The sequence below is a fragment of the Streptomyces sp. M92 genome, from assembly GCF_028473745.1.
GTDB lineage: Bacteria > Actinomycetota > Actinomycetes > Streptomycetales > Streptomycetaceae > Streptomyces.
This window is the reverse complement of record NZ_CP101137.1, coordinates 318012-342471: the sequence shown is the minus strand read 5'-3', so window position 1 is coordinate 342471 and position 24460 is coordinate 318012. Positions and strand designations below refer to the sequence as shown.

The window sequence follows — 24460 nt, the reverse complement described above, 5'->3', positions numbered from 1 at the left end:
TCGCCCGCAGGCGGGTACGCCCGGTACGCTCACCGCCGTGCCACACGCTGATCAGTCCCAAACCACCCAGAAGGGCCACCCCGTGACCTACCCGGGACCGCCCAGGCCGGCGCGGATCTCCGCCACACCCCTCGCGGAACTCGCCGACCAGCTGGGTGTCACCGCACCGGACAGCACCGCCGGGGTCACGGGCATCACCCACGACTCGCGTGCCGTCCGCCCCGGTGACCTGTACGCCGCCCTGCCCGGGGCCCGCCTGCACGGCGCCGACTTCGCCACCCAGGCCGCCGGCCTCGGCGCCGTCGCCGTGCTGACCGACCCGTCCGGTGCCGAGCGCGTCGCCGCCGCCGGTCTGCCGGCGCTCGTCGTCGACGACCCGCGCGCGCGGATGGGCGAGCTGGCGGCCACGATCTACGGCCACCCGGGCCGGGACCTGCTCCAGATCGGCATCACCGGCACCTCCGGCAAGACCACCACCGCCTACCTCGTCGAGGGCGGTCTGCGTACGGTGAAGTCCACCGGCCTGATCGGCACGGTCGAGATGCGCATCGGCGACGAGCGCATCAAGTCCGAGCGCACCACGCCCGAGGCCACCGACCTCCAGGCGCTGTTCGCGGTGATGCGCGAGCGCGGCACCGACGCGGTCGCCATGGAGGTCTCCAGCCACGCCCTGGTACTCGGCCGCGTCGACGCCTGCGTCTTCGACATCGCGGTCTTCACCAACCTCAGCCCGGAGCACATGGAGTTCCACTCCGGCATGGAGGACTACTTCCAGGCCAAGGCGCAGCTCTTCACGCCGCGGCGCAGCAAGCTCGGCGTGGTCAACGTGGACGACGAGTACGGGCGCCGCCTCGCGAACGAGGCCACCGTCCCGGTCGTCACCTACTCCGCCGAGGGCCACCCGGACGCCGACTGGCGCGCCGACGAGGTCGAGGTCGGCCCGCTGGACTCGACCTTCACCGTGTTCGGTCCCAAGGGCGAGCAGATCGCCGCCAAGTCGCCGCTGGCCGGACCGTTCAACGTGGCGAACACCCTCGCCGCGATCGTCTCCCTCGCCGCCGCCGGCCTCGACCCGCAGACCGCCGCCGACGGCATCGCCGCCGTCCCCGGCGTGCCGGGCCGCCTGGAGCGCGTGGACGAGGGCCAGCCGTACCTCGCCGTGGTCGACTACGCCCACAAGACCGACGCCGTCGAGTCCGTCCTGCGCGCCCTGCGCAAGGTGACCGAGGGCAAGCTGCACGCCGTGCTCGGCTGCGGCGGCGACCGGGACACGTCCAAGCGGGAGCCGATGGGCGCCGCCGTGGCCCGGTTCGCCGACACCGCCGTACTGACCTCCGACAACCCCCGCTCCGAGGACCCCCTCGCGATCCTCGCCACCATGCTTCAGGGCGCGGCGTCCGTGCCCGCCCACGAGCGCGGCGAGGTCCAGGTCTTCGAGGACCGCGCCGCCGCCATCGCCGCCGCCGTCGCCCGGGCCCGGCCCGGCGACACCGTGCTGGTCGCGGGCAAGGGCCACGAGCAGGGCCAGGACATCGCCGGGGTGGTCCGTCCCTTCGACGACCGCCAGGTGCTGCGCGAAGCCATCCAGAAAGCCCAGGGATGAGATCCCGAAAGATCCAGCCGATCCTGATCCTGATCCAGGGGACGAACTTGTGATCACCCTCTCTCTCGCCGAGATCGCAGAAGTCGTCGGCGGGCGGATGCACGACATACCGGACGCGTCCGCGCAGGTCACCGGGCCGGTCGTCCGGGACTCGCGGGAAGCGGGGCCCGGCTGCCTCTTCGTCGCCTTCGTCGGCGAGCGGGTGGACGGCCACGACTACGCGCCGGCGGTCGTCGAGGCGGGCGCGGTGGCCGTGCTCGGCTCCCGCCCCGTCGGCGTGCCCGCGATCGTCGTGGACGACGTCCAGGCCGCCCTCGGTGCCCTCGCCCGGCACGTCGTACGACGCCTCGGCGCCACCCTCGTGGCCCTCACCGGGTCGGCCGGCAAGACCAGCACCAAGGACCTGATCGCCCAGGTGCTGCGCCGCAAGGCGCCCACGGTCTTCACGCCCGGCTCCATGAACAACGAGGTGGGGCTGCCGCTCACCGCGCTCACCGCCACCGAGGAGACCAGGTTCCTCGTGCTGGAGATGGGTGCCCGCGGCATCGGCCACATCCGGTACCTCTGCGAGCTGACCCCACCGCGGATCGGTCTCGTCCTCAACGTCGGCTCCGCGCACATCGGGGAGTTCGGCGGCCGCGAGCAGATCGCCCGGGCCAAGGGCGAACTCGTCGAGGCGCTGCCTTCGGCCGAGGAGGGCGGCACCGCGATCCTCAACGCCGACGACGGCCTCGTACGGGCCATGGCCTCCCGAACGAAGGCGAAGGTGCTTCTTTTCGGAGAGTCCGACGAAGCGGACGTTCGCGGTGAGAACGTGCGACTCACGGACACCGGACAGCCCTCCTTCAGGCTTCACACACCCTCCGGTGCAAGCGATGTGACCATGCGCCTGTACGGTGAGCACCACGTGTCGAACGCGCTCGCCGCGGCCGCCGTCGCCCACGAGTTGGGCATGTCCGCAGACGAGATCGCCACCGCGCTCTCCGAGGCGGGCTCCCTCTCCCGCTGGCGGATGGAGGTCACCGAGCGCCCGGACGGCGTGACGGTCGTCAACGACGCCTACAACGCGAACCCCGAGTCCATGAAGGCCGCGCTGCGTGCGCTCGCCGCCATGGGAAAGGGGCGTCGTACGTGGGCGGTGCTCGGCAAGATGGCCGAGCTCGGGGACGAGGCGCTCGCCGAGCACGACGCGGTCGGACGGCTCGCCGTCCGGCTCAACGTCAGCAAGCTCGTCGCGGTCGGGGGCAGGGAAGCCCAATGGCTGCAACTGGGCGCATATAACGAGGGTTCGTGGGGTGAGGAGTCGGTGCACGTGTCCGACGCACAGGCGGCGGTCGACCTGTTGCGCAGCGAGCTGCGCCCGGGGGACGTCGTGCTCGTGAAGGCGTCCCGTTCGGTGGGGCTGGAGAGCGTCGCCGCGGCGCTGCTCGAGACCGGCGCCGAGGGTGAGGTTGCCGCCCGATGATGAAGCAGATCCTGTTCGCGGGCGTCATCGGTCTGTTCCTGACGCTGGTCGGCACCCCGCTGCTGATCAAGCTGCTGGCCCGCAAGGGCTACGGCCAGTACATCCGCGACGACGGACCGCGCGAGCACGCCAGCAAGCGCGGTACGCCGACCATGGGTGGTATCGCCTTCATCCTGGCGACGGTCGCCGCCTACTTCCTCGCCAAGGTGATCACCAGCTACCTGGACCCGGAGGCGGACGCGGCGCCGACCTTCTCCGGTCTGCTGGTGCTCGGCCTGATGGTGGGCATGGGCCTGGTCGGCTTCCTCGACGACTACATCAAGATCGTCAAGAGGCGTTCGCTGGGCCTGCGGGCCAAGGCGAAGATGGCCGGCCAGCTCATCGTCGGCATCGCCTTCGCCGTGCTCTCCCTCCAGTTCGCGGACAACCGCGGCAACACCCCGGCGTCCACCAAGCTGTCGTTCATCACCGACTTCGGCTGGTCGATCGGCCCGGTGCTGTTCGTCATCTGGGCGCTGTTCATGATCCTCGCGATGTCGAACGGCGTGAACCTGACCGACGGTCTGGACGGCCTGGCCACCGGCGCCTCCGTCCTGGTCTTCGGCGCCTACACATTCATCGGCGTCTGGCAGTTCCAGGAGTCCTGCGCCAACGCGCTGACCCTGACCAACCCGGGCGCCTGCTACGAGGTGCGCGACCCCCTCGACCTCGCGGTGGTCTCCTCCGCCCTGATGGGCGCCTGCCTCGGCTTCCTGTGGTGGAACACCTCGCCGGCCAAGATCTTCATGGGCGACACCGGTTCGCTCGCGCTCGGCGGTGTGCTCGCGGGTCTGGCGATCTGCTCGCGCACCGAGCTGCTGATGGCCATCCTGGGCGGCCTGTTCGTCCTGATCACCATGTCGGTGGTCATCCAGGTCGGCTCCTTCCGGCTCACCGGCAAGCGCGTCTTCAGAATGGCGCCACTCCAGCACCACTTCGAACTCAAAGGCTGGTCCGAGGTCCTTGTCGTGGTCCGTTTCTGGATCATCCAGGGCATCTGTGTGATCGTCGGACTGGGCCTCTTCTACGCGGGATGGGCAGCGGACAAGTGACCGACTCCTCGGTGCCTTTCGAATTCCAGGGCAAGCACGTCACCGTCGCCGGACTCGGCGTCTCCGGTGTTCCGGCGGCCAAGGCCCTGCACGGCCTCGGCGCGCGCGTGACCGTCGTCAACGACGGCGCGGACGAGCGCGCGCGGGCGCAGGCGGCCGAGTTGGAGGCGCTCGGCATCACCGTGCGCCTCGGCGACGGGGACACGCTGCCCGACGGCACCGAGCTGATCGTCACCGCCCCCGGCTGGAAGCCCACCAAGCCGCTGTTCACGGCGGCCGGACAGGCCGGCGTCCCGGTCTGGGGCGACGTCGAACTGGCCTGGCGCCTGCGCGGCCCCGACTCCGCGCCCTGGCTCGCGGTCACCGGCACCAACGGCAAGACCACCACCGTCCAGATGCTCGCGTCGATCCTGAAGGCGGCCGGTCTGCGCACCGCCGCCGTCGGCAACATCGGCGTCTCCCTGCTGGACGCGGTCACCGGCGACGAGCAGTACGACGTCCTCGCGGTGGAGCTGTCCAGCTACCAGCTCCACTGGGCGCCCTCCCCGCGCGCCCACTCGGCCGCCGTCCTCAACCTCGCCCCCGACCACCTCGACTGGCACGGCTCCATGGAGGCGTACGCCGCCGACAAGGGCCGTGTCTACGAGGGCAATCGCGTCGCCTGCGTCTACAACGTCGCCGACAAGGCCACCGAGGACCTGGTCCGCGAGGCCGACGTCGAGGAGGGCTGCCGGGCGATCGGCTTCACCCTCGGCTCCCCGGCGCCCTCCCAACTCGGCGTCGTGGACGGCATCCTGGTCGACCGCGCCTTCGTCGAGAACCGGCACAAGAACGCCCAGGAGCTCGCCGAGGTCTCCGACGTCAACCCGCCGGCCCCGCACAACATCGCCAACGCCCTCGCCGCCGCCGCCCTCGCCCGCGCCTTCGGCGTCCCCGCCGCGGCCGTACGGGACGGGCTGCGCGCCTTCACCCCCGACGCCCACCGCATCGCGCACGTCGCCGACGTCGACGGCGTGGCGTACGTGGACGACTCCAAGGCCACCAACACCCACGCCACCGAGGCGTCCCTGGCCGCCTACGAGTCGATCGTCTGGATCGCGGGCGGACTGGCCAAGGGCGCCACCTTCGACGAGCTGGTCGCGGGTGCGGCGAAGCGGCTGCGCGGCGCCGTACTCATCGGCGCCGACCGCGCGCTGATCCGCGAAGCCCTGGCGCGACACGCCCCCGAGGTACCCGTGGTCGACCTCGACCGGACCGACACTGGTGCGATGCTCCAGGCCGTCCAGGAGGCCCGGCGACTCGCCCGGCCCGGCGACACGGTGCTGCTGGCCCCGGCCTGTGCCTCCATGGACATGTTCACCAACTACAACAAGCGCGGCGACGCGTTCGCACAGGCCGTTCGCGAACTCGGCGCCTGACCCGGCCGCCTCCTGCGCCGGGTGATCTCGGGAGGACGCGTGGGACGGTCCATGCCGACGTACAGCGGAGGCCGCGATGCCCGGTAGTCCTCAGAGCCGTACCGGGCGTCCGCCCGTGCAGCGGGCCACCGGACGGCCTCCCGCGCCGAAGCCGCCGCGCGACAACCCCGTGCTCCGCGCCCACCGACGCCTGCGCCGCGCCTGGGACCGGCCGCTGACCGCCTACTACCTGATCTCCGGCGCCGGCGCGCTGATCACCGTGCTCGGTCTGATCATGGTCTACTCGGCGTCCCAGATCACCGCGCTCCAGCTCTCGCTGCCGGGGTCGTACTTCTTCCGCAAGCAGGCCCTGGCCGCCCTGATCGGCGCCGGGCTGCTGGTGGCCGCGATGAAGATGCCGGTGAAGCTGCACCGGGCGCTGGCCTACCCGATCCTCGCCGGTGCCGTCGTCCTGATGATCCTGGTGCAGATCCCCGGGATAGGAGTCGCGGTCAACGGCAACCAGAACTGGATCGCGCTCGGCGGCTCCTTCCAGATCCAGCCCAGCGAGTTCGGCAAGCTCGCCCTGGTGCTGTGGGGCGCGGACCTGCTCGCCCGCAAGCAGGACAAGAAGCTGCTGACCCAGTGGAAACACATGCTGGTGCCGCTGGTGCCGGCCGCGTTCATGCTGCTCGGGCTGATCATGATCGGCGGCGACATGGGCACGGCGATCATCCTGACCGCGATCCTCTTCGGCCTGCTGTGGCTGGCGGGCGCGCCCACCCGGCTGTTCGCCGGTGTGCTGTCGATCGCCGTGCTGCTCGGCTTCATCCTCATCAAGACCAGCCCCAACCGCATGGCCCGGCTGGGCTGTCTCGGCGCCACCGACCCCGGCCCCGGCGACGCCTGCTGGCAGGCGGTGCACGGCATCTACGCCCTCGCCTCGGGCGGACTGTTCGGATCCGGGCTCGGTGCCAGTGTGGAGAAATGGGGTCAACTCCCCGAAGCACACACGGACTTCATCTTCGCCGTCACCGGTGAGGAGCTGGGCCTGGCGGGGACGCTGTCGGTGCTCGCCCTCTTCGCGGCTCTAGGCTATGCGGGTATCCGCGTGGCCGGACGCACGGAAGACCCGTTCGTGAGGTATGCCGCGGGAGGCGTGACCACCTGGATCACGGCCCAAGCCGTGATCAACATCGGTGCGGTCCTCGGGCTGCTCCCGATCGCCGGTGTTCCGCTCCCGCTGTTCTCCTACGGCGGTTCCGCCCTGCTGCCGACCATGTTCGCCATCGGTCTGCTGATCGCCTTCGCGCGTGACGAACCCGGTGCGCGGGCGGCGCTTGCGCTGCGGCAACCTCGCTTTGGTAGAAAGCGGGGAGCCAGGGGTCCCGGGTCCAAGCGGAACCCCCGGAGTTGGAACACGATGCGACGGCGTGCCTCGAAGGCGCGCTCGTCCGGAGAGCGGTGAATTTCGGTGCATGTCGTACTCGCCGGCGGAGGAACCGCGGGCCACATCGAGCCCGCGCTCGCCCTCGCGGACGCCCTGCGCAGGCAGGATCCGACCGTGGGCATCACGGCCCTGGGCACGGAACGCGGTCTCGAGACCCGCCTCGTACCCGAGCGCGGGTACGAACTGGCGCTGATCCCGGCCGTACCGCTGCCACGCAAGCCCACCCCCGAGCTGATCACCGTCCCGGGCCGGCTGCGCGGCACCATCAAGGCGACCGAGCAGATCCTGGAGCGCACCAAGGCGGACGCCGTCGTCGGTTTCGGCGGCTACGTGGCCCTGCCCGGCTACCTCGCGGCCAAGCGGCTCGGCGTGCCGATCGTCGTCCACGAGGCCAACGCCCGCCCCGGTCTGGCCAACAAGATCGGTTCGCGGTACGCGGCCCAGGTCGCCGTGTCCACGCCGGACAGCAAGCTGCGCAACTCCCGCTACATCGGCATCCCGCTGCGCCGCTCCATCGCCACCCTCGACCGGGCCGCCGCCCGCCCCGAGGCCCGCGCGATGTTCGGGCTCGACCCCAACCTGCCCACGCTGCTGGTCACCGGCGGCTCGCAGGGCGCCCGCCGCCTCAACGAGGTGATCCAGCAGGTCGCGCCCCGGCTCCAGCAGGCCGGCATCCAGATCCTGCACGCGGTCGGCCCCAAGAACGAACTGCCGCAGGTCCAGCAGATGCCGGGGATGCCCCCGTACATCCCGGTAAGTTACCTGGACCGGATGGACCTCGCGTACGCCGCGGCCGACATGATGCTCTGCCGCGCGGGCGCGATGACCGTCGCCGAACTCTCCGCCGTCGGACTCCCGGCCGCCTACGTCCCGCTGCCCATCGGCAACGGCGAACAGCGGCTCAACGCCCAGCCGGTGGTCAAGGCCGGCGGCGGTCTGCTGGTCGACGACGCGGACCTCACCCCCGAGTGGGTGCAGCACGAAGTCCTGCCCGTGCTCGCCGACCCGCACAGGCTGTACGAGATGTCCCGCGCCGCCGCCGAGTTCGGCCGCCGGGACGCCGACGACCTGCTCGTCGGCATGGTGTACGAGGCGATCGCCGCCCGTGCACACCGCTAGACACGTCTGACGGAGGGCAGGGAGCGTGGCCGGACCGACCACCGCCGAACGCGGTGAACGCCAGCAGGAGTCGTCCGGCCCGCCCCGGGCCCGGTGGCTGCGCCCGCCGCGCCTTCGCACGGTCGTCGTCGCGGCCGTCGTCCTGGTGCTTCTCGCGGGCGGCACCGTCTGGCTGCTCTACGGTTCGGACTGGACGCGCGTGGAACGCGTGTCGGTCTCCGGCGCCCGTGTTCTGACGCCCGGGCAGGTGCGTGCGGCCGCCGACGTGCCGATCGGGGACCCGCTCGTCGCCGTCGACACCGCGGCGATCGAGGCGCGGCTCGCCCGGGCATTGCCCCGCATCGACGAAGTCCGCGTAGAGCGTTCCTGGCCGCACGGAATCGAGCTGAAAGTGACGGAGCGTACCCCGGTTCTCATTGTCCAAAAGGGCGGAAAGTACGTGGAAGTGGACGATGAAGGCGTCCGTTTCGCCACGGTTTCCCGCGCCCCGAAAGGCGTGCCCGAGCTGGAATTGGACCTCGCCCGTTCCGGCAACGCCGCGGCGAGTCTGCGCCGCTTCGACGAGGACCGCCTGGTGCGCGCGGCGGTAGGGGTGGCCGGCCGCCTTCCGGACGCGGTCGCCAAGGACGTACGGACCGTCAAGGTCCGTTCCTACGACGCCATCTCGCTGAAGTTGAGCGGTGACCGCACGGTGGCCTGGGGCAGCGGAGAGCAGGGCGAGCGGAAGGCCCGGGCGCTCACCGCGCTGATGAAAGCGACCCCCGGCGCGCGGCACTTCGACGTGAGCGTTCCCACCGCGCCCGCGTCATCAGGGAGTTGACGGGTATACGTGCAGGCCAGCACCCTGGTTGGGCAGCGCTACGGCTGATCACATAGGGTGAAAAGAAAAACGGGAGGTTCGGCGTGTTCGTTGAACGCGCGCCACTTGTCGACTTAGTGTCCTGTTCAGAAGACTCCAAGGAACAGACACACTGGTAACCCTAAACTTCAGCGTTAGGGTTCGGGTCGGCACTACGGACCGTCCCAATCGGCATCAGTCGTCGGGTCGCGGGGGCATCAGTGCTTCGGCGGCCGGCGACACGTAACTCGAGGCGAGAGGCCTTCGACGTGGCAGCACCGCAGAACTACCTCGCAGTCATCAAAGTCATCGGTGTCGGCGGCGGTGGTGTCAATGCCATCAACCGGATGATCGAGGTCGGTCTCAAGGGCGTCGAGTTCATCGCCATCAACACCGACGCGCAGGCGCTGTTGATGAGCGACGCCGACGTCAAGCTCGACGTCGGCCGCGAACTCACCCGCGGACTCGGCGCCGGAGCCAACCCGGCCGTCGGCCGCAAGGCCGCCGAGGACCACCGCGAGGAGATCGAGGAGGTCCTCAAGGGGGCCGACATGGTCTTCGTGACAGCCGGTGAAGGCGGCGGCACCGGCACCGGCGGCGCGCCCGTCGTGGCCAACATCGCCCGCTCGCTCGGCGCCCTCACCATCGGCGTGGTCACCCGCCCGTTCACCTTCGAGGGAAGGCGCCGGGCCAACCAGGCCGAGGACGGCATCGCCGAGCTCCGCGAAGAGGTCGACACCCTCATCGTCATCCCCAACGACCGGCTGCTGTCCATCTCGGACCGGCAGGTCAGCGTGCTCGACGCGTTCAAGTCCGCCGACCAGGTGCTGCTGTCCGGTGTGCAGGGCATCACCGACCTGATCACCACGCCCGGCCTGATCAACCTGGACTTCGCCGACGTGAAGTCCGTCATGTCCGAGGCCGGTTCGGCCCTCATGGGCATCGGCTCGGCCCGCGGCGACGACCGCGCGGTGGCCGCCGCCGAGATGGCGATCTCCTCCCCGCTGCTCGAGGCGTCCATCGACGGCGCCCGAGGCGTGCTGCTCTCCATCTCCGGCGGCTCCGACCTCGGCCTGTTCGAGATCAACGAGGCCGCCCAGCTGGTCAGCGAGGCCGCCCACCCCGAGGCCAACATCATCTTCGGCGCGGTCATCGACGACGCCCTCGGCGACGAGGTCCGGGTCACCGTGATCGCGGCCGGTTTCGACGGGGGCCAGCCGCCGTCCAAGCAGCGGGACAACGTCCTCGGCGCCTCCTCCTCGGCCAAGCGCGAGGAACCCACCCCGGTGCGGCAGCCCGAGAGCCGTCCGTCCTTCGGTTCGCTCGGCAGCGTCAAGCCGAAGGAGGAGCCGGAGCCGGCCCCCGCGCCGGAGCCGGTGAGCGACCTGCCGCAGGTCGCCCCGCCGCCGGTCCCGCCGTCCCGCACCTACTCGGACAGTGCGGCCGAGGAACTGGACGTGCCGGACTTCCTGAAGTGATAGGACAGCGCGACACTGTGAACGGCGCGCACTTCGGCTTCACCGACCGGTGGGGCGGAGTGAGCGCCGTTCCGTACGAGGAGCTCAACCTCGGCGGCGCGGTCGGTGACGACCCCGCCGCCGTCATGGCCAACCGGGAGCTGGCGGCCAAGTCACTGGGCGCCGACCCGGCCCGGGTGGTCTGGATGAACCAGGTCCACGGCGCCGACGTCGCCGTGGTCGACGGCCCCTGGGGGGACGCGCCCGTTCCGCGGGTCGACGCGATCGTCACCGCCGAACGCGGCCTCGCCCTCGCCGTCCTCACCGCCGACTGCGTGCCCGTCCTGCTGGCCGACCCGGTCGCCGGCGTCGCCGCCGCGGCCCACGCGGGCCGGCCCGGCCTGGTCGCCGGGGTCGTACCCGCCGCCGTACGCGCCATGACCGGACTCGGCGCCGACCCCGCCCGCATCATCGCCCGCACCGGACCCGCCGTGTGCGGCCGGTGCTACGAGGTACCCGAGCGGATGCGCGCCGAGGTCGCCGCCGCCGAACCGGCGGCGCACGCCGAGACGAGCTGGGGCACACCGGCGGTCGATGTGAGCGCCGGGGTGCACGCGCAGCTCGCACGCCTCGGGGTGCACGACCGGGCGCAGTCGCCGGTGTGCACGCTGGAGTCGAAGGACCACTTCTCGTACCGACGCGACCGCACCACCGGGCGGCTCGCGGGCTATGTCTGGCTGGACTGATGGGGCATGACGGACCGTAAGCACGAACTCGCCGGAAATCTGGCGAAAGTGGAGGAGCGCATCGCCGCCGCCTGTGCGGCCGCGGGCCGCCCCCGCGACGAGGTGACCCTCATCGTGGTCACCAAGACCTACCCCGCCGACGACGTGCGCGCCCTGGCGGACCTCGGCGTGCGCCACGTCGCCGAGAATCGCGACCAGGACGCCGCGCCCAAGGCCGCCGCGTGCTCGGACCTGCCCCTTTCGTGGCATTTCGTGGGTCAGTTGCAGACCAACAAGGTGCGTTCGGTGGTCGGTTACGCGGATGTCGTGCAGTCCGTCGACCGTCCCAAGCTCGTCACAGCTCTGTCGAAGGAGGCCGTGCGGGCCGGGCGCGAGGTGGGGTGCCTGCTTCAGGTCGCCCTCGACGCAGAGGAGGGCGCGCGCGGTGATCGCGGTGGTGTGTCGCCCGAAGGAATCGAAGAGTTGGCCGACCTCGTCGCCGGGGCCGACGGACTGCGCCTGGACGGGCTGATGACGGTGGCGCCGCTCACCGGGGAGTACGCGGGGCGCCAACAGGCGGCGTTCGAGCGCCTCATGGATTTGTCGACCTGCGTGCGCCGAGCCCATCCGGCTGCGAACATGGTCTCCGCAGGGATGAGTGCGGATCTCGAACAGGCCGTGGCCGCCGGAGCGACACATGTACGCGTCGGCACTGCGGTACTCGGAGTCCGCCCCAGGCTCGGGTAACGTCGCCAAGAAGTCGGACCACAGCAGAAAATATGGTCATTACCGCTGAAAGGCGGACGCAACGACCTCGTGGATGGCGGGCACTTGGCAGTCGTCAGCCGATCCACCACAGAGCGGAGGACTCAGAGCATGGCCGGCGCGATGCGCAAGATGGCGGTCTACCTCGGCCTCGTGGAGGACGATGGGTACGACGGCCGGGGGTTCGACCCCGACGACGACTTCGAACCCGAACTGGACCCGGAGCCCGAGCGGGACCACCGGCGGCACGAGCCGGCGCACCAGCCGCACGGTTCACATCAGCCCCAAAGGGACGAAGAGGTACGAGTCGTCCAGCCGCCCGCGCCGCGCGAGCCGGTCTCCCGATCCGCTTCGCCCGGGGCGGAATCGGGCCGCCCGGCGCGTATCGCGCCCGTGGCATCCATCACACAAGAACGCGCAAGCCTGGAAAAGAGCGCACCGGTCATCATGCCCAAGGTCGTGTCCGAACGAGAGCCCTACCGGATCACCACACTTCACCCCCGGACCTACAACGAGGCCCGTACCATCGGGGAACACTTCCGTGAGGGCACGCCGGTGATCATGAATCTCACTGAGATGGATGACACAGATGCGAAGCGACTTGTCGACTTTGCGGCCGGTTTGGTGTTTGGTCTTCACGGCAGTATCGAGCGGGTGACGCAGAAGGTGTTCCTGCTGTCTCCTGCTAACGTCGATGTCACGGCGGAGGACAAGGCCCGCATCGCAGAGGGCGGGTTCTTCAACCAGAGCTGAGACGCAACACCGGCAGTGAGCAAGACACGGGTCCGAGAACGGGCCCGAGGGATGGTTCAGGGGAGAGGGAAGCAAGGGTCATGAGCGTGGTCCTGGATGTCGTCTACATCGCGCTGATGTGCTTCCTCATCGTGCTCATCTTCCGGTTGGTCATGGACTACGTCTTCCAGTTCGCCCGCTCGTGGCAACCCGGCAAGGCGATGGTGGTCGTTCTGGAGGCCACCTACACTGTCACCGATCCACCGCTGAAGCTTCTGCGGCGGTTCATTCCGCCGCTGCGTCTCGGGGGCGTGGCGCTCGACCTGTCCTTCTTCGTACTGATGATCATCGTCTACATCCTGATCGCGATCGTGAGCCGGCTGTGAGCGATGAGAGAGACACGGGCTTGCCGAATGCCGACGACAACGTTGAGGTGAAGAGATGCCGTTGACCCCCGAGGACGTGCGGAACAAGCAGTTCACGACCGTCCGCCTCCGAGAAGGCTATGACGAGGACGAGGTCGATGCCTTCCTCGACGAGGTCGAAGCCGAACTGACCCGACTGCTCCGCGAGAACGAGGACCTGCGCGCCAAACTGGCCGCGGCGACGCGCGCGGCCGCGCAGAACCAGCAGAACATGCGCAAGCCACCGGAACCGCCGCAGGATCAGCAGCAGCAACATCAGCAGCAGCAGGGCCCGCCGCAGCAGGGCGGAATGCCCCAGCAGGGCATGCGAGGTCCCGGCGCTCCGGTGCCCGCCGGCATATCGGGCCCGCCGCAGCAGCAGATGGGTGGCCCCATGGGTGGTCCGCCCCAGCTGCCGAGCGGTGCCCCGCAGCTGCCTGCCGGTCCCGGCGGTCAGGGTGGCCCGCAGGGCCCCGGCCCGATGGGTCAGGGTCCGGGACCGATGGGCCAGGGCGGCCCCGGTCCGATGCAGGGCCAGATGGGCCCCGGCCCGATGGGCGGCCCCATGGGCGGTCCGCAGGGTCCCGGCGGTCCCGGCGGCATGCCCGGTCAGGGCGGCCCCGGCGGCGACAGCGCCGCGCGTGTCCTCTCGTTGGCCCAGCAGACCGCCGACCAGGCGATCGCCGAGGCCCGCTCCGAGGCCAACAAGATCGTCGGCGAGGCGCGTTCGCGTGCCGAGGGTCTGGAGCGGGACGCCCGTGCCAAGGCGGACGCCCTGGAGCGGGACGCGCAGGAGAAGCACCGCGTCGCGATGGGCTCCCTGGAGTCCGCCCGCGCCACGCTGGAGCGCAAGGTCGAGGACCTGCGCGGCTTCGAGCGCGAGTACCGGACGCGACTGAAGTCGTACCTGGAGTCGCAGCTGCGTCAGCTGGAGACCCAGGCGGACGACTCGCTCGCCCCGCCGCGTACGCCCGCGACGGCCTCGCTTCCGCCGTCCCCGGCGCCCTCGATGGCACCGGCCGGCGCGAGTGCCCCGTCCTACGGCGGCAACCAGTCGATGGGCAGCGGTCCGAGCCAGAACGGTCCGTCCTACGGCGGCCAGCAGCAGATGTCGCCGGCGATGACCCAGCCGATGGCGCCGGTGCGTCCGCAGGGGCCGTCGCCGATGGGACAGGCGCCCTCGCCGATGCGCGGGTTCCTGATCGACGAGGACGACAACTGATCTGTAGTACGGCGTAGCCTTCGGCAGCGTTCAGGGCGGGCCCCGGGTTTCTGACCCGGGGCCCGCCCTTGTGTGCGGTGCGGGGCTGTTGGCGCTGGGCGAGGGGGCGTGGCCCGGCGCTGCGGGGTGCCTCCCCCACTCTCGGCTTCTCCCCCACGCTCGGCTTCGTCCGCGCGGGAGGGGCCCCGTGAGCGGGAGGTGCCCGCACTGCCCACCCTCCCCGCTCTCGGCTTCGCTCGAGCAGGGGGGGACCCCGTCGCCCTGGGGGTACCTCCCAGGCCGTTCAGGCACTGGGGGAGGCACGACTGCCCGCAGCTACGCGCGAGGGCCCGCCTCCCCGTCCGGGGAAGCGGGCCCTCGCGCTGCTCGGCTACTGCTTGCGCAGCCGGAACGTCAGGGACAGCCCCTCGTCCGTGAACGGCTCCCCGTACGCGTCGTCCGCCTCACCCCGCGCGAAGTCCGTCGCGAGGACCTCGTCGGAGATCAGACCCGCGTGCTCGGTCAGCGCGGTGGCCGTCGCCTCGTCCGTGGCCGTCCACCGCAGCGCGATCCGGTCCGCGACGTCCAGCCCGCTGTTCTTGCGGGCCTCCTGGATCAGCCGGATCGCGTCCCGCGCGAGACCCGCCCGGCGCAGCTCCTCCGTGATCTCCAGGTCCAGCGCCACCGTCGCGCCCGAGTCGGAGGCGACCGACCAGCCCTCGCGCGGCGTCTCCGTGATGATCACCTCGTCCGGAGCGAGGGTGATCGTCTCGCCGTCGACCTCCACCGACGCCGTGCCCTCGCGCAGCGCGAGGGACAACGCGGCGGCGTCCGCGCCCGCGACCGCCCTGGCCACGTCCTGGACCCGCTTGCCGAACCGCTTGCCCAGCGCCCGGAAGTTGGCCTTCGCGGTGGTGTCGACCAAGGAGCCGCCGACCTCGCTCAGCGACGCGAGGGACTCGACGTTCAGCTCCTCCGTGATCTGCGTGCGCAGCTCGGGGGAGAGGGCGTCGAAGCCGGTCACGCCGATCAGCGCGCGGCTGAGCGGCTGACGGGTCTTGACGCCCGACTCGGCGCGCGTGGCGCGGCCCAGCTCGACCAGGCGGCGCACCAGCACCATCTGCTTGGACAGTTCGGGGTCGATGGCCGACAGGTCGGCCTCCGGCCACGACGACAGGTGCACCGACTCCGGCGCGCCCGGGGTGACCGGCACGACCAGGTCCTGCCAGACCCGCTCGGTGATGAAGGGGGTCAACGGGGCCATCAGCTTGGTGACCGTCTCGACGACCTCGTGCAGCGTGCGCAGCGCGGCCTTGTCGCCCTGCCAGAAGCGGCGGCGCGAGCGGCGGACGTACCAGTTGGACAGGTCGTCGACGAACGCGGACAGCAGCTTGCCGGCGCGCTGGGTGTCGTACGCGTCCAGCGCCTGGGTGACCTGGTCGGTCAGCGCGTGCAGCTCGGACAGCAGCCAGCGGTCCAGCACCGGGCGGTCGGCCGGGGCCGGGTCGGCCTCGCTCGGCGCCCAGCCCGTGGTGCGGGCGTACAGGGCCTGGAAGGCGACCGTGTTCCAGTAGGTGAGGAGCGTCTTGCGGACGACCTCCTGGATGGTGCCGTGGCCGACGCGACGGGCCGCCCACGGGGAACCGCCGGCCGCCATGAACCAGCGGACCGCGTCGGCGCCGTGCTGGTCCATCAGCGGGATCGGCTGCAGGATGTTGCCCAGGTGCTTGGACATCTTGCGGCCGTCCTCGGCGAGGATGTGACCGAGGCAGACCACGTTCTCGTACGAGGACTTGTCGAAGACCAGGGTGCCGACCGCCATCAGCGTGTAGAACCAGCCGCGCGTCTGGTCGATGGCCTCGCAGATGAACTGCGCCGGGTAGCGGGCCTCGAACAGCTCCTTGTTCTTGTACGGGTAGCCCCACTGCGCGAACGGCATCGAGCCCGAGTCGTACCAGGCGTCGATGACCTCCGGCACGCGCACCGCTTCGAGGGAGCAGCCCTCGTGGGTGCAGGTGAAGGTGACGTCGTCGATGAACGGACGGTGCGGGTCCAGCTCCGACTGGTCGGTGCCGGACAGCTCGGTGAGCTCCGCGCGGGAGCCGACGCAGGTGAGGTGGTCGTCCTCGCAGCGCCAGATCGGCAGGGGGGTGCCCCAGTAGCGGTTGCGGGAGAGCGCCCAGTCGATGTTGTTGTTGAGCCAGTCGCCGTACCGGCCGTGCTTGACCGAGTCCGGGAACCAGTTGGTGCCCTCGTTCTCCGCCAGGAGGCGGTCCTTGATCTCCGTGGTGCGGATGTACCAGGACGGCTGCGCGTAGTACAGCAGCGCGGTGTGGCAGCGCCAGCAGTGCGGGTAGCTGTGCTCGTACGGGATGTGCTTGAAGAGCAGGCCCCGGGCGTCCAGGTCCTCGGTGAGCTGCTCGTCGGCCTTCTTGAAGAAGACGCCGCCGACCAAAGGCAGGCCCTCCTCGAAGGTGCCGTCCGGGCGGACCGGGTTGACCACGGGCAGGCCGTAGGAGCGGCAGACCTTGAGGTCGTCCTCACCGAAGGCGGGGGACTGGTGGACCAGACCGGTGCCGTCCTCGGTGGTGACGTAGTCGGCGTTCACCACGTAGTGGGCGGGCTCGGGGAACTCGACCAGCTCGAAGGGGCGCTGGTACGTCCAGCGCTCCATCTCGGCGCCGGTGAAGGACTGGCCGGTGGTCTCCCAGCCCTCGCCGAGGGCCTTCTCCACCAGCGGCTCGGCGACGACCAGCTTCTCCGTGCCTTCTGGGCCCTTCGTCGCGACGACGTAGGTCACCTCGGGGTGGGCGGCCACCGCCGTGTTGGAGACCAGCGTCCAGGGCGTGGTCGTCCAGATCAGCAGCGCGGCCTCGCCGGCGAGCGGGCCGGAGGTGAGCGGGAAGCGGACGTAGACGGACGGGTCGACGACCGTCTCGTAGCCCTGGGCCAGCTCGTGGTCGGACAGGCCGGTGCCGCAGCGGGGGCACCAGGGGGCGACGCGGTGGTCCTGGACCAGCAGGCCCTTGTCGAAGATCGTCTTCAGCGACCACCAGACGGACTCGATGTACTCAGGGTCCATCGTCCGGTACGGGTTCTGCAGGTCGGCCCAGTAGCCCATGCGGGTCGTGAGCTCTTCGAAGGCGTCCGTGTGGCGGGTCACCGACTCGCGGCACTTGGCGTTGAACTCGGCGATGCCGTACGCCTCGATGTCCTGCTTGCCGGAGAAGCCCAGCTCCTTCTCCACCGCCAGCTCGACCGGGAGGCCGTGGCAGTCCCAGCCGGCCTTGCGGCCCACGTGGTAGCCGCGCATGGTGCGGAAGCGGGGGAAGACGTCCTTGAAGACGCGCGCTTCGATGTGGTGGGCGCCGGGCATGCCGTTGGCGGTGGGCGGGCCCTCGTAGAACACCCACTCGGGACGGCCCTCGGACTGCTCCAGGCTCTTGGCGAAGATCTTCTGCTCGCGCCAGAAGTCGAGCACCGCGTGTTCGAGCGCGGGCAGGTCGACCTGGGCGGGCACCTGGCGGTACTGCGGCTGCGTATTCAACGAGCTTCCTCCGGCGGACGTGCTGCCTTCCGTCGGAGGGACGAGAGCCGTGCTCCCGCGGTACCACCCTCCTTGGCCGTCCGGTGCGTCGTGTGCGCCGGCCGACCCCCTCATTGGGGTCGCGAGCCGGTTCTACTTGCCCTGACGCTCCTGCCAGGGCTTTCTTCCGGCGGCTCCGGGGTGATCTTCACGTCGCGCTCGCCCCCGGGCTCACACCGCCCCCGGGTCGCTCTGGGCTGCCTACGCCGCTACTCGTCCCCATCCAAGCTTTTCGCTCCGCCCAGTGTACGGCGCCCCGCGGACAGCGGCCGACCGGTTTTCGCACGGAGGGCGGTGACCCGAATGCCGCCGCCGGGCGTCCGGCTCCCGGCGGGCCCGGCCGGGCTCCCGTCCGGCGGATTACCCGGCGGGGAGCTGGGCACAACGCATGCATGCTCGCCGCGCGGCGCGCGGTGGGCGGGCGAATCGGGCGGCGTGCCCCGTTGCCGCGGGGCCCGAGTCGATTTATCGTCCCAGCACGATTCGCGAGCAAGATCACAATATGTGAAGGGGCCGCGGCCATGGTGGCGAAGAAGACCGCCCAGGAGCAGCCGGAGACGGCTGCGGAGACGACCGCCGCCAAGGAGACGACGGCCAAGAAGGCAGCCGCCAAGAAGACGACGGCCAAGAAGACGACGGCCAAGAAGAGTACGGCCAAGAAGACCGCCGCCGAGAAGAGCACGAAGAGCGCGGCGAAGAAGAGCGCGGCGAAGAAGACCGCGGCGAAGAAGAGCACGTCCGAGAAGGTGGGCGCGGCGCAGGCCGCGGAGCAGACGGGAGCCACGACGGTGGTTGCGAAGAAGACTCCTGGCACGGCCACGGCGGCCAAGACCGCCGTTCCCAAGGCGCGCGGCGCCGCCGCCGACCCCGGCGACCTCGCGGTACGTCCCGGCGAGGAACCCTGGACCCCGGAAGAGGTCGAGGAGGCGCGCGGAGAGCTCCAGTCCGAGGCCGACCGGCTGCGCACCGAGATCGACTCCTCCGAGCGCTCGCTCCAGGGCATGATGCGGGACTCCGGCGACGGCGCGGGCGACGACGAGGCGGACACCGGCAGCAAGAACATCACGCGCGAGCACGAACTGGCGCTGGCGGCCACCGCGCGGGAGGTGCTCACCCAGACCGAGCGCGCCCTGGAACGCCTGGACGCGGGCACCTACGGCCTGTGCGAGAACTGCGGCAACCCCATCGGCAAGGCGCGTATGCAGGCCTTCCCGAGGGCGACCCTGTGCGTCGAGTGCAAGCAGAAGCAGGAGCGGCGGTACTGACCGGGTCCTGATCGGGCGCAAGCGGGTACTGAGCCGCAGCCGGGAGCCGGGGCGTGCCGTACCCTCGTCCTCAGTCAGGTACCTAGGCTGAGGGACTCACGTGGCAGAGGCGGAGCGCATCATCGGTACGCCGGACACCCCGGACGCGGCGGGGGACGGACAGGAGCGGCCCGATGCCGAACAGGAGCAGGCGGCCCCGGAGCGTCCCCGGGGCAAGCGGCGGATCGCCGTGCTGTTCGCGGTAGCCGCGTTCGCGTACCTCCTCGACCTGGTCAGCAAGATGATCGTGGTCGCCGAGCTGGAGCACCAGGAGCCGATCGAGATCTTCGGAGACTGGCTGCGGTTCGTCGCGATCCGCAACGCGGGCGCGGCGTTCGGCTTCGGCGAGGCCTTCACCGTGATCTTCACGGTGATCGCGGCGATCGTGATCGTCGTGATCGCCCGCCTCGCCCGCAAGCTCTACAGCCTGCCGTGGGCGATCGCGCTCGGCATGCTGCTCGGCGGCGCGCTCGGCAACCTCACCGACCGGATCTTCCGCTCGCCCGGCGTCTTCGAGGGGGCGGTGGTGGACTTCATCGCACCCAAGCACTTCGCCGTCTTCAACCTCGCCGACTCGGCGATCGTGTGCGGCGGCATCCTGATCGTGATCCTGTCCTTCCGGGGACTGGATCCGGACGGGACCGTCCACAAGGACTGAGCGCGCGTTCGGGAGTGTCCGACCCGTCCGGCATACTCGACGGGGTGAGCACGATTCCCGAGATCCGTACCCTGCCCGTGCCCGACGGCCTGGAGGGCGAGCGCGTCGACGCCGCCATCTCCCGCATGTTCGGCTTCTCCCGTACCAAGGCCGCGGAGCTCGCCGCGACGGGCAAGGTGCAGGTCGACGGATCGGTGGTCGGCAAGTCCGAGCGCGTCCACGGCGGCGCCTGGCTCGAGGTCGAGATGCCGCAGGCGCCCGCGCCGGTCCAGGTGGTCGCCGAGCCCGTCGAGGGCATGGAGATCGTGCACGACGACGAGGACGTGGTCGTCATCGTCAAGCCGGTCGGCGTCGCCGCCCACCCGTCGCCGGGCTGGAGCGGTCCGACCGTCATCGGCGGACTCGCCGCCGCCGGCTACCGCATCTCCACCTCCGGCGCCGCCGAGCGCCAGGGCATCGTGCACCGCCTCGACGTGGGCACCTCCGGGCTGATGGTGGTCGCCAAGTCGGAGCGGGCGTACACCTCGCTCAAGCGCCAGTTCAAGGAGCGCACGGTCGACAAGCGGTACCACACGCTCGTGCAGGGCCACCCCGACCCGACCAGCGGCACCATCGACGCCCCCATCGGCCGCCACCCCCAGCACGACTACAAGTGGGCCGTCACCGCCGAGGGCAAGCCCTCCGTCACGCACTACGACCTGATCGAGGCCTTCCGCGCCGCCTCGCTGCTCGACGTGAAGCTGGAGACCGGCCGCACCCACCAGATCCGCGTCCACATGGCCGCCCACCGCCACCCCTGCGTCGGCGACCTGACCTACGGCGCCGACCCGACCCTCGCCAAGCGCCTGCGGCTGACCCGCCAGTGGCTGCACGCCGTACGCCTCGGCTTCGAGCACCCCGGCACCGGTGACTGGGCCGAGTTCGCCAGCGACTACCCCGAGGACCTCCAGCAGGCCCTGGACCGGGTCCGCGAGGAGACCTACGCATGACCGCGCCGTCGCGGCCGCCGTCGTACGGGATACGCGCCGCCGAGGACCCCGCCGACCTCGAGATGTGCTTCGCCGTGCGCAAGGAGGTCTTCGTCGCCGAGCAGCAGGTCCCCGAGGACATCGAGTACGACGCGTACGACGCCGTCGCCGTGCACGTCCTCGCGGTGCGGGCGGACGGCGTACCGCTGGGCACCGGCCGGCTGCTGCACGGCGAGGCGGCCGCGGCGAAGACCGGCGGCGAGGCGGCCGTGGGCTCCCTGGGCCGGCTCGCGGTGACCCGGGACGCACGCGGACTGGGCGTCGGGGCCGCCCTGGTGCGGGCCGTCGAGGAGGCGGCACGCGCGCGCGGACTCACCGCGGTGGACCTGCACGCGCAGACCCACGCCCTGGGTTTCTACGAGCGACTGGGGTACGAGGCGTACGGACCCGAGTTCCCCGACGCCGGGATACCCCACCGCGCGATGCGGCGCGCCCTGTAGCAGGAAGTGCCGTACGGGCTGGTGGGGCCCGTGACGTGACAGGCTTGGTCCGCCGTGTGACGCCGAGACCCCACCGGAGCGGTGACCGTGGATCAGTTGGGCCTGCTGTTCGTGCTGCTGCTCGGGGCCTTGCTGAGCGTCCCGCTCGGCGCCCGCCTCGGACTGCCGGCGCCGGTGCTGATGACGGTCCTCGGCATCGTCCTGGCGCTGCTCGACTTCGTGCCCAACGTCGACATCCCGCCCGAGCTGATCCTGCCCGCGCTGCTGCCGCCGCTCCTCTACGCGGCCGTACGGCGCACGTCCTGGCGGCAGTTCGCGGCCAACAAGCGGCCGATCTTCCTGCTCGCCGTGGCGCTGGTCTTCGTCACCATGGCCTGCGTCGCCGCGGTCGCCCACGCGATCGTGCCGGGCCTGCCCATCGCCGCCGCCTTCGCGCTGGGGGCACTGGTGGCGCCGCCGGACCCGGTCGCGGCCACCGCCGTCGCCGGTCAACTGGGGCTGCCGCGCCGCCTGGTGTCCATCCTGGAGGGCGAGGGGCTGTTCAACGACGTGACGGCCATCGTCCTCTACCACGTCGCCATCGCCGCCGCGGTCGGCGGCACCTTCTCGCCGTGGCGGGCCGGGCTCGACCTGGTGCTGTCCGCCGTCGTCGCCGTCGCGGTCGGCCTCGCGCTGGGCTGGGTCACCAACAAGCTGATGAGCGTGCTGGGCGACGCCACGCTGCAGATCGGCATGACGCTGCTGGTGCCCTACGTGGCGTACGTACTGGCCGAGGAACTGCACGGCTCCGGGGTGCTGGCGGTGCTCATCACCGCGATGTTCCTCGCCGAGTACGCCTTCGACGCCGACGACGTGATGACCCGGCTCGCCGGGCACACCGTCTGGGACGTCGTCGACACGCTCGTCACCGGCGTCGCCTTCGGACTCGTCGGCCTGGAACTGCACAACGCCATCCGCACGGCCTCCGGACGCTGGACCGAGCTGCTCGGCTGGTCCGCGGCCGTCGTGGGCGTGGTGATCCTCGTACGGCTGCTGTGGCTGCTGCCGGCCACCTGGCTGACCCAGCGGCTGCACCGACGGCGGGACCAGGACGAGGACATCCCCACCTCCTGGCGGGAGACGGTCGTCATGTGGTGGTCGGGGATGCGCGGCGTCGCCTCGGTCGCGCTGGCGCTCGCGATCCCGCTGGAGACGGAGGACGGGTCCGCCTTCCCGCACCGCGAGGAGATCGTCTTCATCGCCTTCGGCGTGATCATGGTCACGCTGCTGCTGCAGGGCCTGACGCTGCCGTGGCTGGTGAGCCGCCTCGGAGTGCGCGCGGACACCGAACGGGAGGAGCGGTACGAGAAGGAACTGGCCGTCCGGGCGGCCAAGGCGGCCAAGCGGCGGCTCAGGGAGATCGAGTCGGTCGAGGAACTGCCGGAGGAACTGTCCGAGCAGATGCTGCGGCGCGCCTTCGACATCGGGCTGCGGATCAGCCCCGGCGTCGGCGACGAGGAGCGGCGCGAGGCCCAGGAGCAGCGGGCCCGCCGGGTGAAGCGGATCCGCCGCATCCACGGCGAGATGCTGAGCGCGGCCCGCCACGAGGTGCTGGCCGCCCGCAGCGAACCCGGCGCGGACCCGGAGATCGTCGACCGGGTACTGCGCCACTTGGACGTGCGCAGCATGAGGTGAGGCCGGTCCTTACGCGCGGCGGCGCAGCGGGCGCCGGGCGGGAGGGATGGGCGGTGGAGGCGGCGTGCGACCGGGCGGCAGTGGTGTCGGGGCCCGTAGATCCTGTGCCCTTGGGCGGCGCGGGCCGGGCCGGTGACCGTGTCGCCGGGCTGGACATGGCCCGGTCCGTCGGGCCGGGGATCGTCCCGCCCGGTCCGGGTGTGGCCCGTCGGTCCGCTGCGGTCCGTCGGTCCGGGGCTCGTTCGGTCCGGCCCGGGTGTGGCCCGTGGGCCCGGTGTGGCCAGTCGGTTCGGTGCGTTCTGTCGGTCCGGATGTGGCCCGTCGGTCCGGCATGGCCCGTCGGACTGGGTGCGGCCCGTCGCTCCGGGCCGGGGTTCACAGGCTCTTCGCCGGCTGTTCCGGGAAGCGGCGGGGGCTGCCGTCGGGGGAGCGGCGGGGGCGGTGGACGCCGTCGGCGGACGGGCGCAGGGCCGCGTCGGCCGTGTTGACGCGGGGCAGCGCGTACGGGTGCTCGTCGGCCAGCCAGCGGATCATCCCCTCGCGCACCGTGACCCGCACCGTCCAGATGTCGTCCGCGTCCTTCGCGGTCGCCAGGGCCCGCACCTGCATGGTGTTCGGCGTGGTGTCGGTGACGGTCAGGTTGTAGTCGCGGCCGTCCCAGGCGGAGCACTCGCGCAGGATGTCGCGCAGCCGCTCGCGCATCGCGTCGAGGGGCGCCGTGTGGTCCAGGTGCCAGTAGACGGTCCCGGTCATCTGCGGGGTGCCGCGTGACCAGTTCTCGAACGGCTTGGACGTGAAGTACGACACCGGCATCGTGATCCGGCGCTCGTCCCAGGTCCGCACGGTCAGGAACGTGAGGGTGATCTCCTCGACGGTGCCCCACTCGCCGTCCACCACCACGGTGTCGCCCATGCGCACCATGTCGCCGAAGGCGATCTGGAACCCGGCGAACATGTTGCTGAGCGTGGACTGGGCGGCGACACCGGCGACGATGCCGAGGATGCCCGCCGAGGCCAGCAGCGAGGCACCCGCCGCGCGCATCGCCGGGAACGTCAGCAGCATCGCCGACACGGCGACCACACCGACGACCGCCGTGACCACCCGCATGATCAGCGACACCTGGGTCCGCACCCGCCGCACCCGGGCGGGGTTGCGCTGGGCGTGCGCGTGGGCGTAGCGGGAGTACGACGTCTCGACGACCGCGGAGGCGATGCGGGTCACCAGCCAGGCCACCGAACCGATCAGCAGCAGCGTCAGCACCCGGCCGACCGCCGACCGGTGCTCCGGGAACACCTGTGCCTCGACGTACGACCCTCTCAGCAGCGCGGCGCACAACATGACCTGGTAGGGGATGCGGGCACGACGCAGCAGCTCCCACAGGGGCGTCTCGGGATGCCGCGCGTCGGCCTTGCGCAGCAGCAGGTCGGTGGCCCATCCGATGACGAGGGTCAGCAGGATCGAGCCGCCGACCACGGTCAGCGGGCGGAGTATCGTCTCCATCCCTCGAACGTAACCGGACCCGG

General features: G+C 71.1%; 20 protein-coding genes. 18 read left to right on the top strand and 2 right to left on the bottom strand.

Annotated elements, in window-relative coordinates:
- Positions 1–82 precede the first annotated feature (82 nt).
- From M6G08_RS01555 to divIVA, 13 genes are all read left to right on the top strand, one after another.
- Complete coding sequence (locus M6G08_RS01555; RefSeq protein ID WP_272591225.1) at positions 83–1603, top strand: UDP-N-acetylmuramoyl-L-alanyl-D-glutamate--2,6-diaminopimelate ligase; 1521 nt, start codon at positions 83–85, stop codon at positions 1601–1603.
- Between the two features lie 49 nt (positions 1604–1652).
- Entirely contained in the window at positions 1653–3068 is a 1416-nt protein-coding gene (locus tag M6G08_RS01550; RefSeq protein ID WP_272585383.1) for a UDP-N-acetylmuramoyl-tripeptide--D-alanyl-D-alanine ligase, read from the top strand.
- Positions 3068–4159, top strand: a complete 1092-nt coding sequence (gene mraY, locus M6G08_RS01545; protein WP_019327998.1) for a phospho-N-acetylmuramoyl-pentapeptide-transferase — start codon at positions 3068–3070, stop codon at positions 4157–4159. Before M6G08_RS01550 ends, mraY begins: the two co-directional genes overlap by 1 nt.
- A gap of 11 nt (positions 4160–4170) precedes the next feature.
- Positions 4171–5577, top strand: coding sequence for a UDP-N-acetylmuramoyl-L-alanine--D-glutamate ligase (gene murD, locus M6G08_RS01540; RefSeq protein WP_272591224.1), 1407 nt, complete (start codon positions 4171–4173; stop codon positions 5575–5577).
- Positions 5578–5653: 76 nt separating this feature from the next.
- Positions 5654–7024 carry a putative lipid II flippase FtsW gene (gene ftsW / locus M6G08_RS01535; protein WP_272585382.1) on the top strand — a complete coding sequence of 457 codons (1371 nt, stop codon included), beginning with the start codon at positions 5654–5656 and terminating at the stop codon, positions 7022–7024.
- Between the two features lie 6 nt (positions 7025–7030).
- Positions 7031–8125, top strand: coding sequence for an undecaprenyldiphospho-muramoylpentapeptide beta-N-acetylglucosaminyltransferase (gene murG / locus M6G08_RS01530; protein WP_272585381.1), 1095 nt, complete (start codon positions 7031–7033; stop codon positions 8123–8125).
- Positions 8126–8150: 25 nt separating this feature from the next.
- Positions 8151–8945: a cell division protein FtsQ gene (ftsQ, locus tag M6G08_RS01525; RefSeq protein ID WP_272585380.1), complete on the top strand. Its 795-nt coding sequence runs from the start codon at positions 8151–8153 to the stop codon at positions 8943–8945.
- A 287-nt stretch (positions 8946–9232) separates the two neighbouring features.
- Positions 9233–10441 (top strand): cell division protein FtsZ, encoded by a 1209-nt coding sequence (ftsZ, locus tag M6G08_RS01520; RefSeq protein WP_100044151.1) that lies wholly within the window; start codon positions 9233–9235, stop codon positions 10439–10441.
- Positions 10438–11166, top strand: a complete 729-nt coding sequence (gene pgeF, locus M6G08_RS01515; RefSeq protein ID WP_272585379.1) for a peptidoglycan editing factor PgeF — start codon at positions 10438–10440, stop codon at positions 11164–11166. Before ftsZ ends, pgeF begins: the two co-directional genes overlap by 4 nt.
- A 6-nt stretch (positions 11167–11172) precedes the next feature.
- The gene (locus M6G08_RS01510) at positions 11173–11892 is read left to right on the top strand and encodes a YggS family pyridoxal phosphate-dependent enzyme (protein ID WP_272585378.1); all 720 of its coding nucleotides are present in this window, start codon (positions 11173–11175) and stop codon (positions 11890–11892) included.
- A 129-nt stretch (positions 11893–12021) separates the two neighbouring features.
- Positions 12022–12663, top strand: a complete 642-nt coding sequence (locus M6G08_RS01505) for a cell division protein SepF (protein ID WP_272585377.1) — start codon at positions 12022–12024, stop codon at positions 12661–12663.
- 80 nt (positions 12664–12743) lie between these two features.
- The gene (locus M6G08_RS01500; protein ID WP_019328007.1) at positions 12744–13028 is read left to right on the top strand and encodes a YggT family protein; all 285 of its coding nucleotides are present in this window, start codon (positions 12744–12746) and stop codon (positions 13026–13028) included.
- 55 nt (positions 13029–13083) lie between these two features.
- Entirely contained in the window at positions 13084–14268 is a 1185-nt protein-coding gene (divIVA, locus tag M6G08_RS01495) for an apical growth/hyphal branching protein DivIVA (protein WP_272585375.1), read from the top strand.
- Positions 14269–14638: 370 nt separating this feature from the next.
- Here the strand turns inward: divIVA and ileS are convergent, their stop codons facing one another.
- Complete coding sequence (ileS, locus tag M6G08_RS01490; protein ID WP_272585374.1) at positions 14639–17794, bottom strand: isoleucine--tRNA ligase; 3156 nt, start codon at positions 17792–17794, stop codon at positions 14639–14641.
- 560 nt (positions 17795–18354) lie between these two features.
- Here ileS and M6G08_RS01485 point away from each other — a divergent pair.
- From M6G08_RS01485 to M6G08_RS01465, 5 genes are all read left to right on the top strand, one after another.
- Entirely contained in the window at positions 18355–19098 is a 744-nt protein-coding gene (locus M6G08_RS01485) for a TraR/DksA family transcriptional regulator (RefSeq protein ID WP_272585373.1), read from the top strand.
- Positions 19099–19198: 100 nt separating this feature from the next.
- Positions 19199–19795, top strand: coding sequence for a signal peptidase II (gene lspA / locus M6G08_RS01480; protein WP_073721930.1), 597 nt, complete (start codon positions 19199–19201; stop codon positions 19793–19795).
- A gap of 44 nt (positions 19796–19839) precedes the next feature.
- Positions 19840–20784: an RluA family pseudouridine synthase gene (locus M6G08_RS01475; protein WP_272585372.1), complete on the top strand. Its 945-nt coding sequence runs from the start codon at positions 19840–19842 to the stop codon at positions 20782–20784.
- Entirely contained in the window at positions 20781–21263 is a 483-nt protein-coding gene (locus M6G08_RS01470) for a GNAT family N-acetyltransferase (protein WP_272585371.1), read from the top strand. Before M6G08_RS01475 ends, M6G08_RS01470 begins: the two co-directional genes overlap by 4 nt.
- An 87-nt stretch (positions 21264–21350) precedes the next feature.
- Positions 21351–22937, top strand: a complete 1587-nt coding sequence (locus M6G08_RS01465) for a Na+/H+ antiporter (protein WP_272585370.1) — start codon at positions 21351–21353, stop codon at positions 22935–22937.
- A gap of 375 nt (positions 22938–23312) precedes the next feature.
- Here M6G08_RS01465 and M6G08_RS01460 read toward each other — a convergent pair whose 3' ends face one another.
- Positions 23313–24437, bottom strand: coding sequence for a mechanosensitive ion channel family protein (locus M6G08_RS01460; RefSeq protein ID WP_272585369.1), 1125 nt, complete (start codon positions 24435–24437; stop codon positions 23313–23315).
- Positions 24438–24460 lie beyond the last annotated feature (23 nt).

Excerpts from the sequence above, each read along its gene's own strand:
- mraY (WP_019327998.1), top strand. The coding sequence starts at position 3,068 with ATGAAGCAGATCCTGTTCGCGGGCGTCATCGGTCTGTTCCTGACGCTG.
- ftsW (WP_272585382.1), top strand. The coding sequence starts at position 5,654 with ATGCCCGGTAGTCCTCAGAGCCGTACCGGGCGTCCGCCCGTGCAGCGG.
- M6G08_RS01510 (WP_272585378.1), top strand. The coding sequence starts at position 11,173 with ATGACGGACCGTAAGCACGAACTCGCCGGAAATCTGGCGAAAGTGGAG.
- M6G08_RS01505 (WP_272585377.1), top strand. The coding sequence starts at position 12,022 with ATGGCCGGCGCGATGCGCAAGATGGCGGTCTACCTCGGCCTCGTGGAG.
- M6G08_RS01500 (WP_019328007.1), top strand. The coding sequence starts at position 12,744 with ATGAGCGTGGTCCTGGATGTCGTCTACATCGCGCTGATGTGCTTCCTC.
- divIVA (WP_272585375.1), top strand. The coding sequence starts at position 13,084 with ATGCCGTTGACCCCCGAGGACGTGCGGAACAAGCAGTTCACGACCGTC.
- M6G08_RS01485 (WP_272585373.1), top strand. The coding sequence starts at position 18,355 with ATGGTGGCGAAGAAGACCGCCCAGGAGCAGCCGGAGACGGCTGCGGAG.
- M6G08_RS01470 (WP_272585371.1), top strand. The coding sequence starts at position 20,781 with ATGACCGCGCCGTCGCGGCCGCCGTCGTACGGGATACGCGCCGCCGAG.
- M6G08_RS01460 (WP_272585369.1), bottom strand. The coding sequence starts at position 24,437 with ATGGAGACGATACTCCGCCCGCTGACCGTGGTCGGCGGCTCGATCCTG.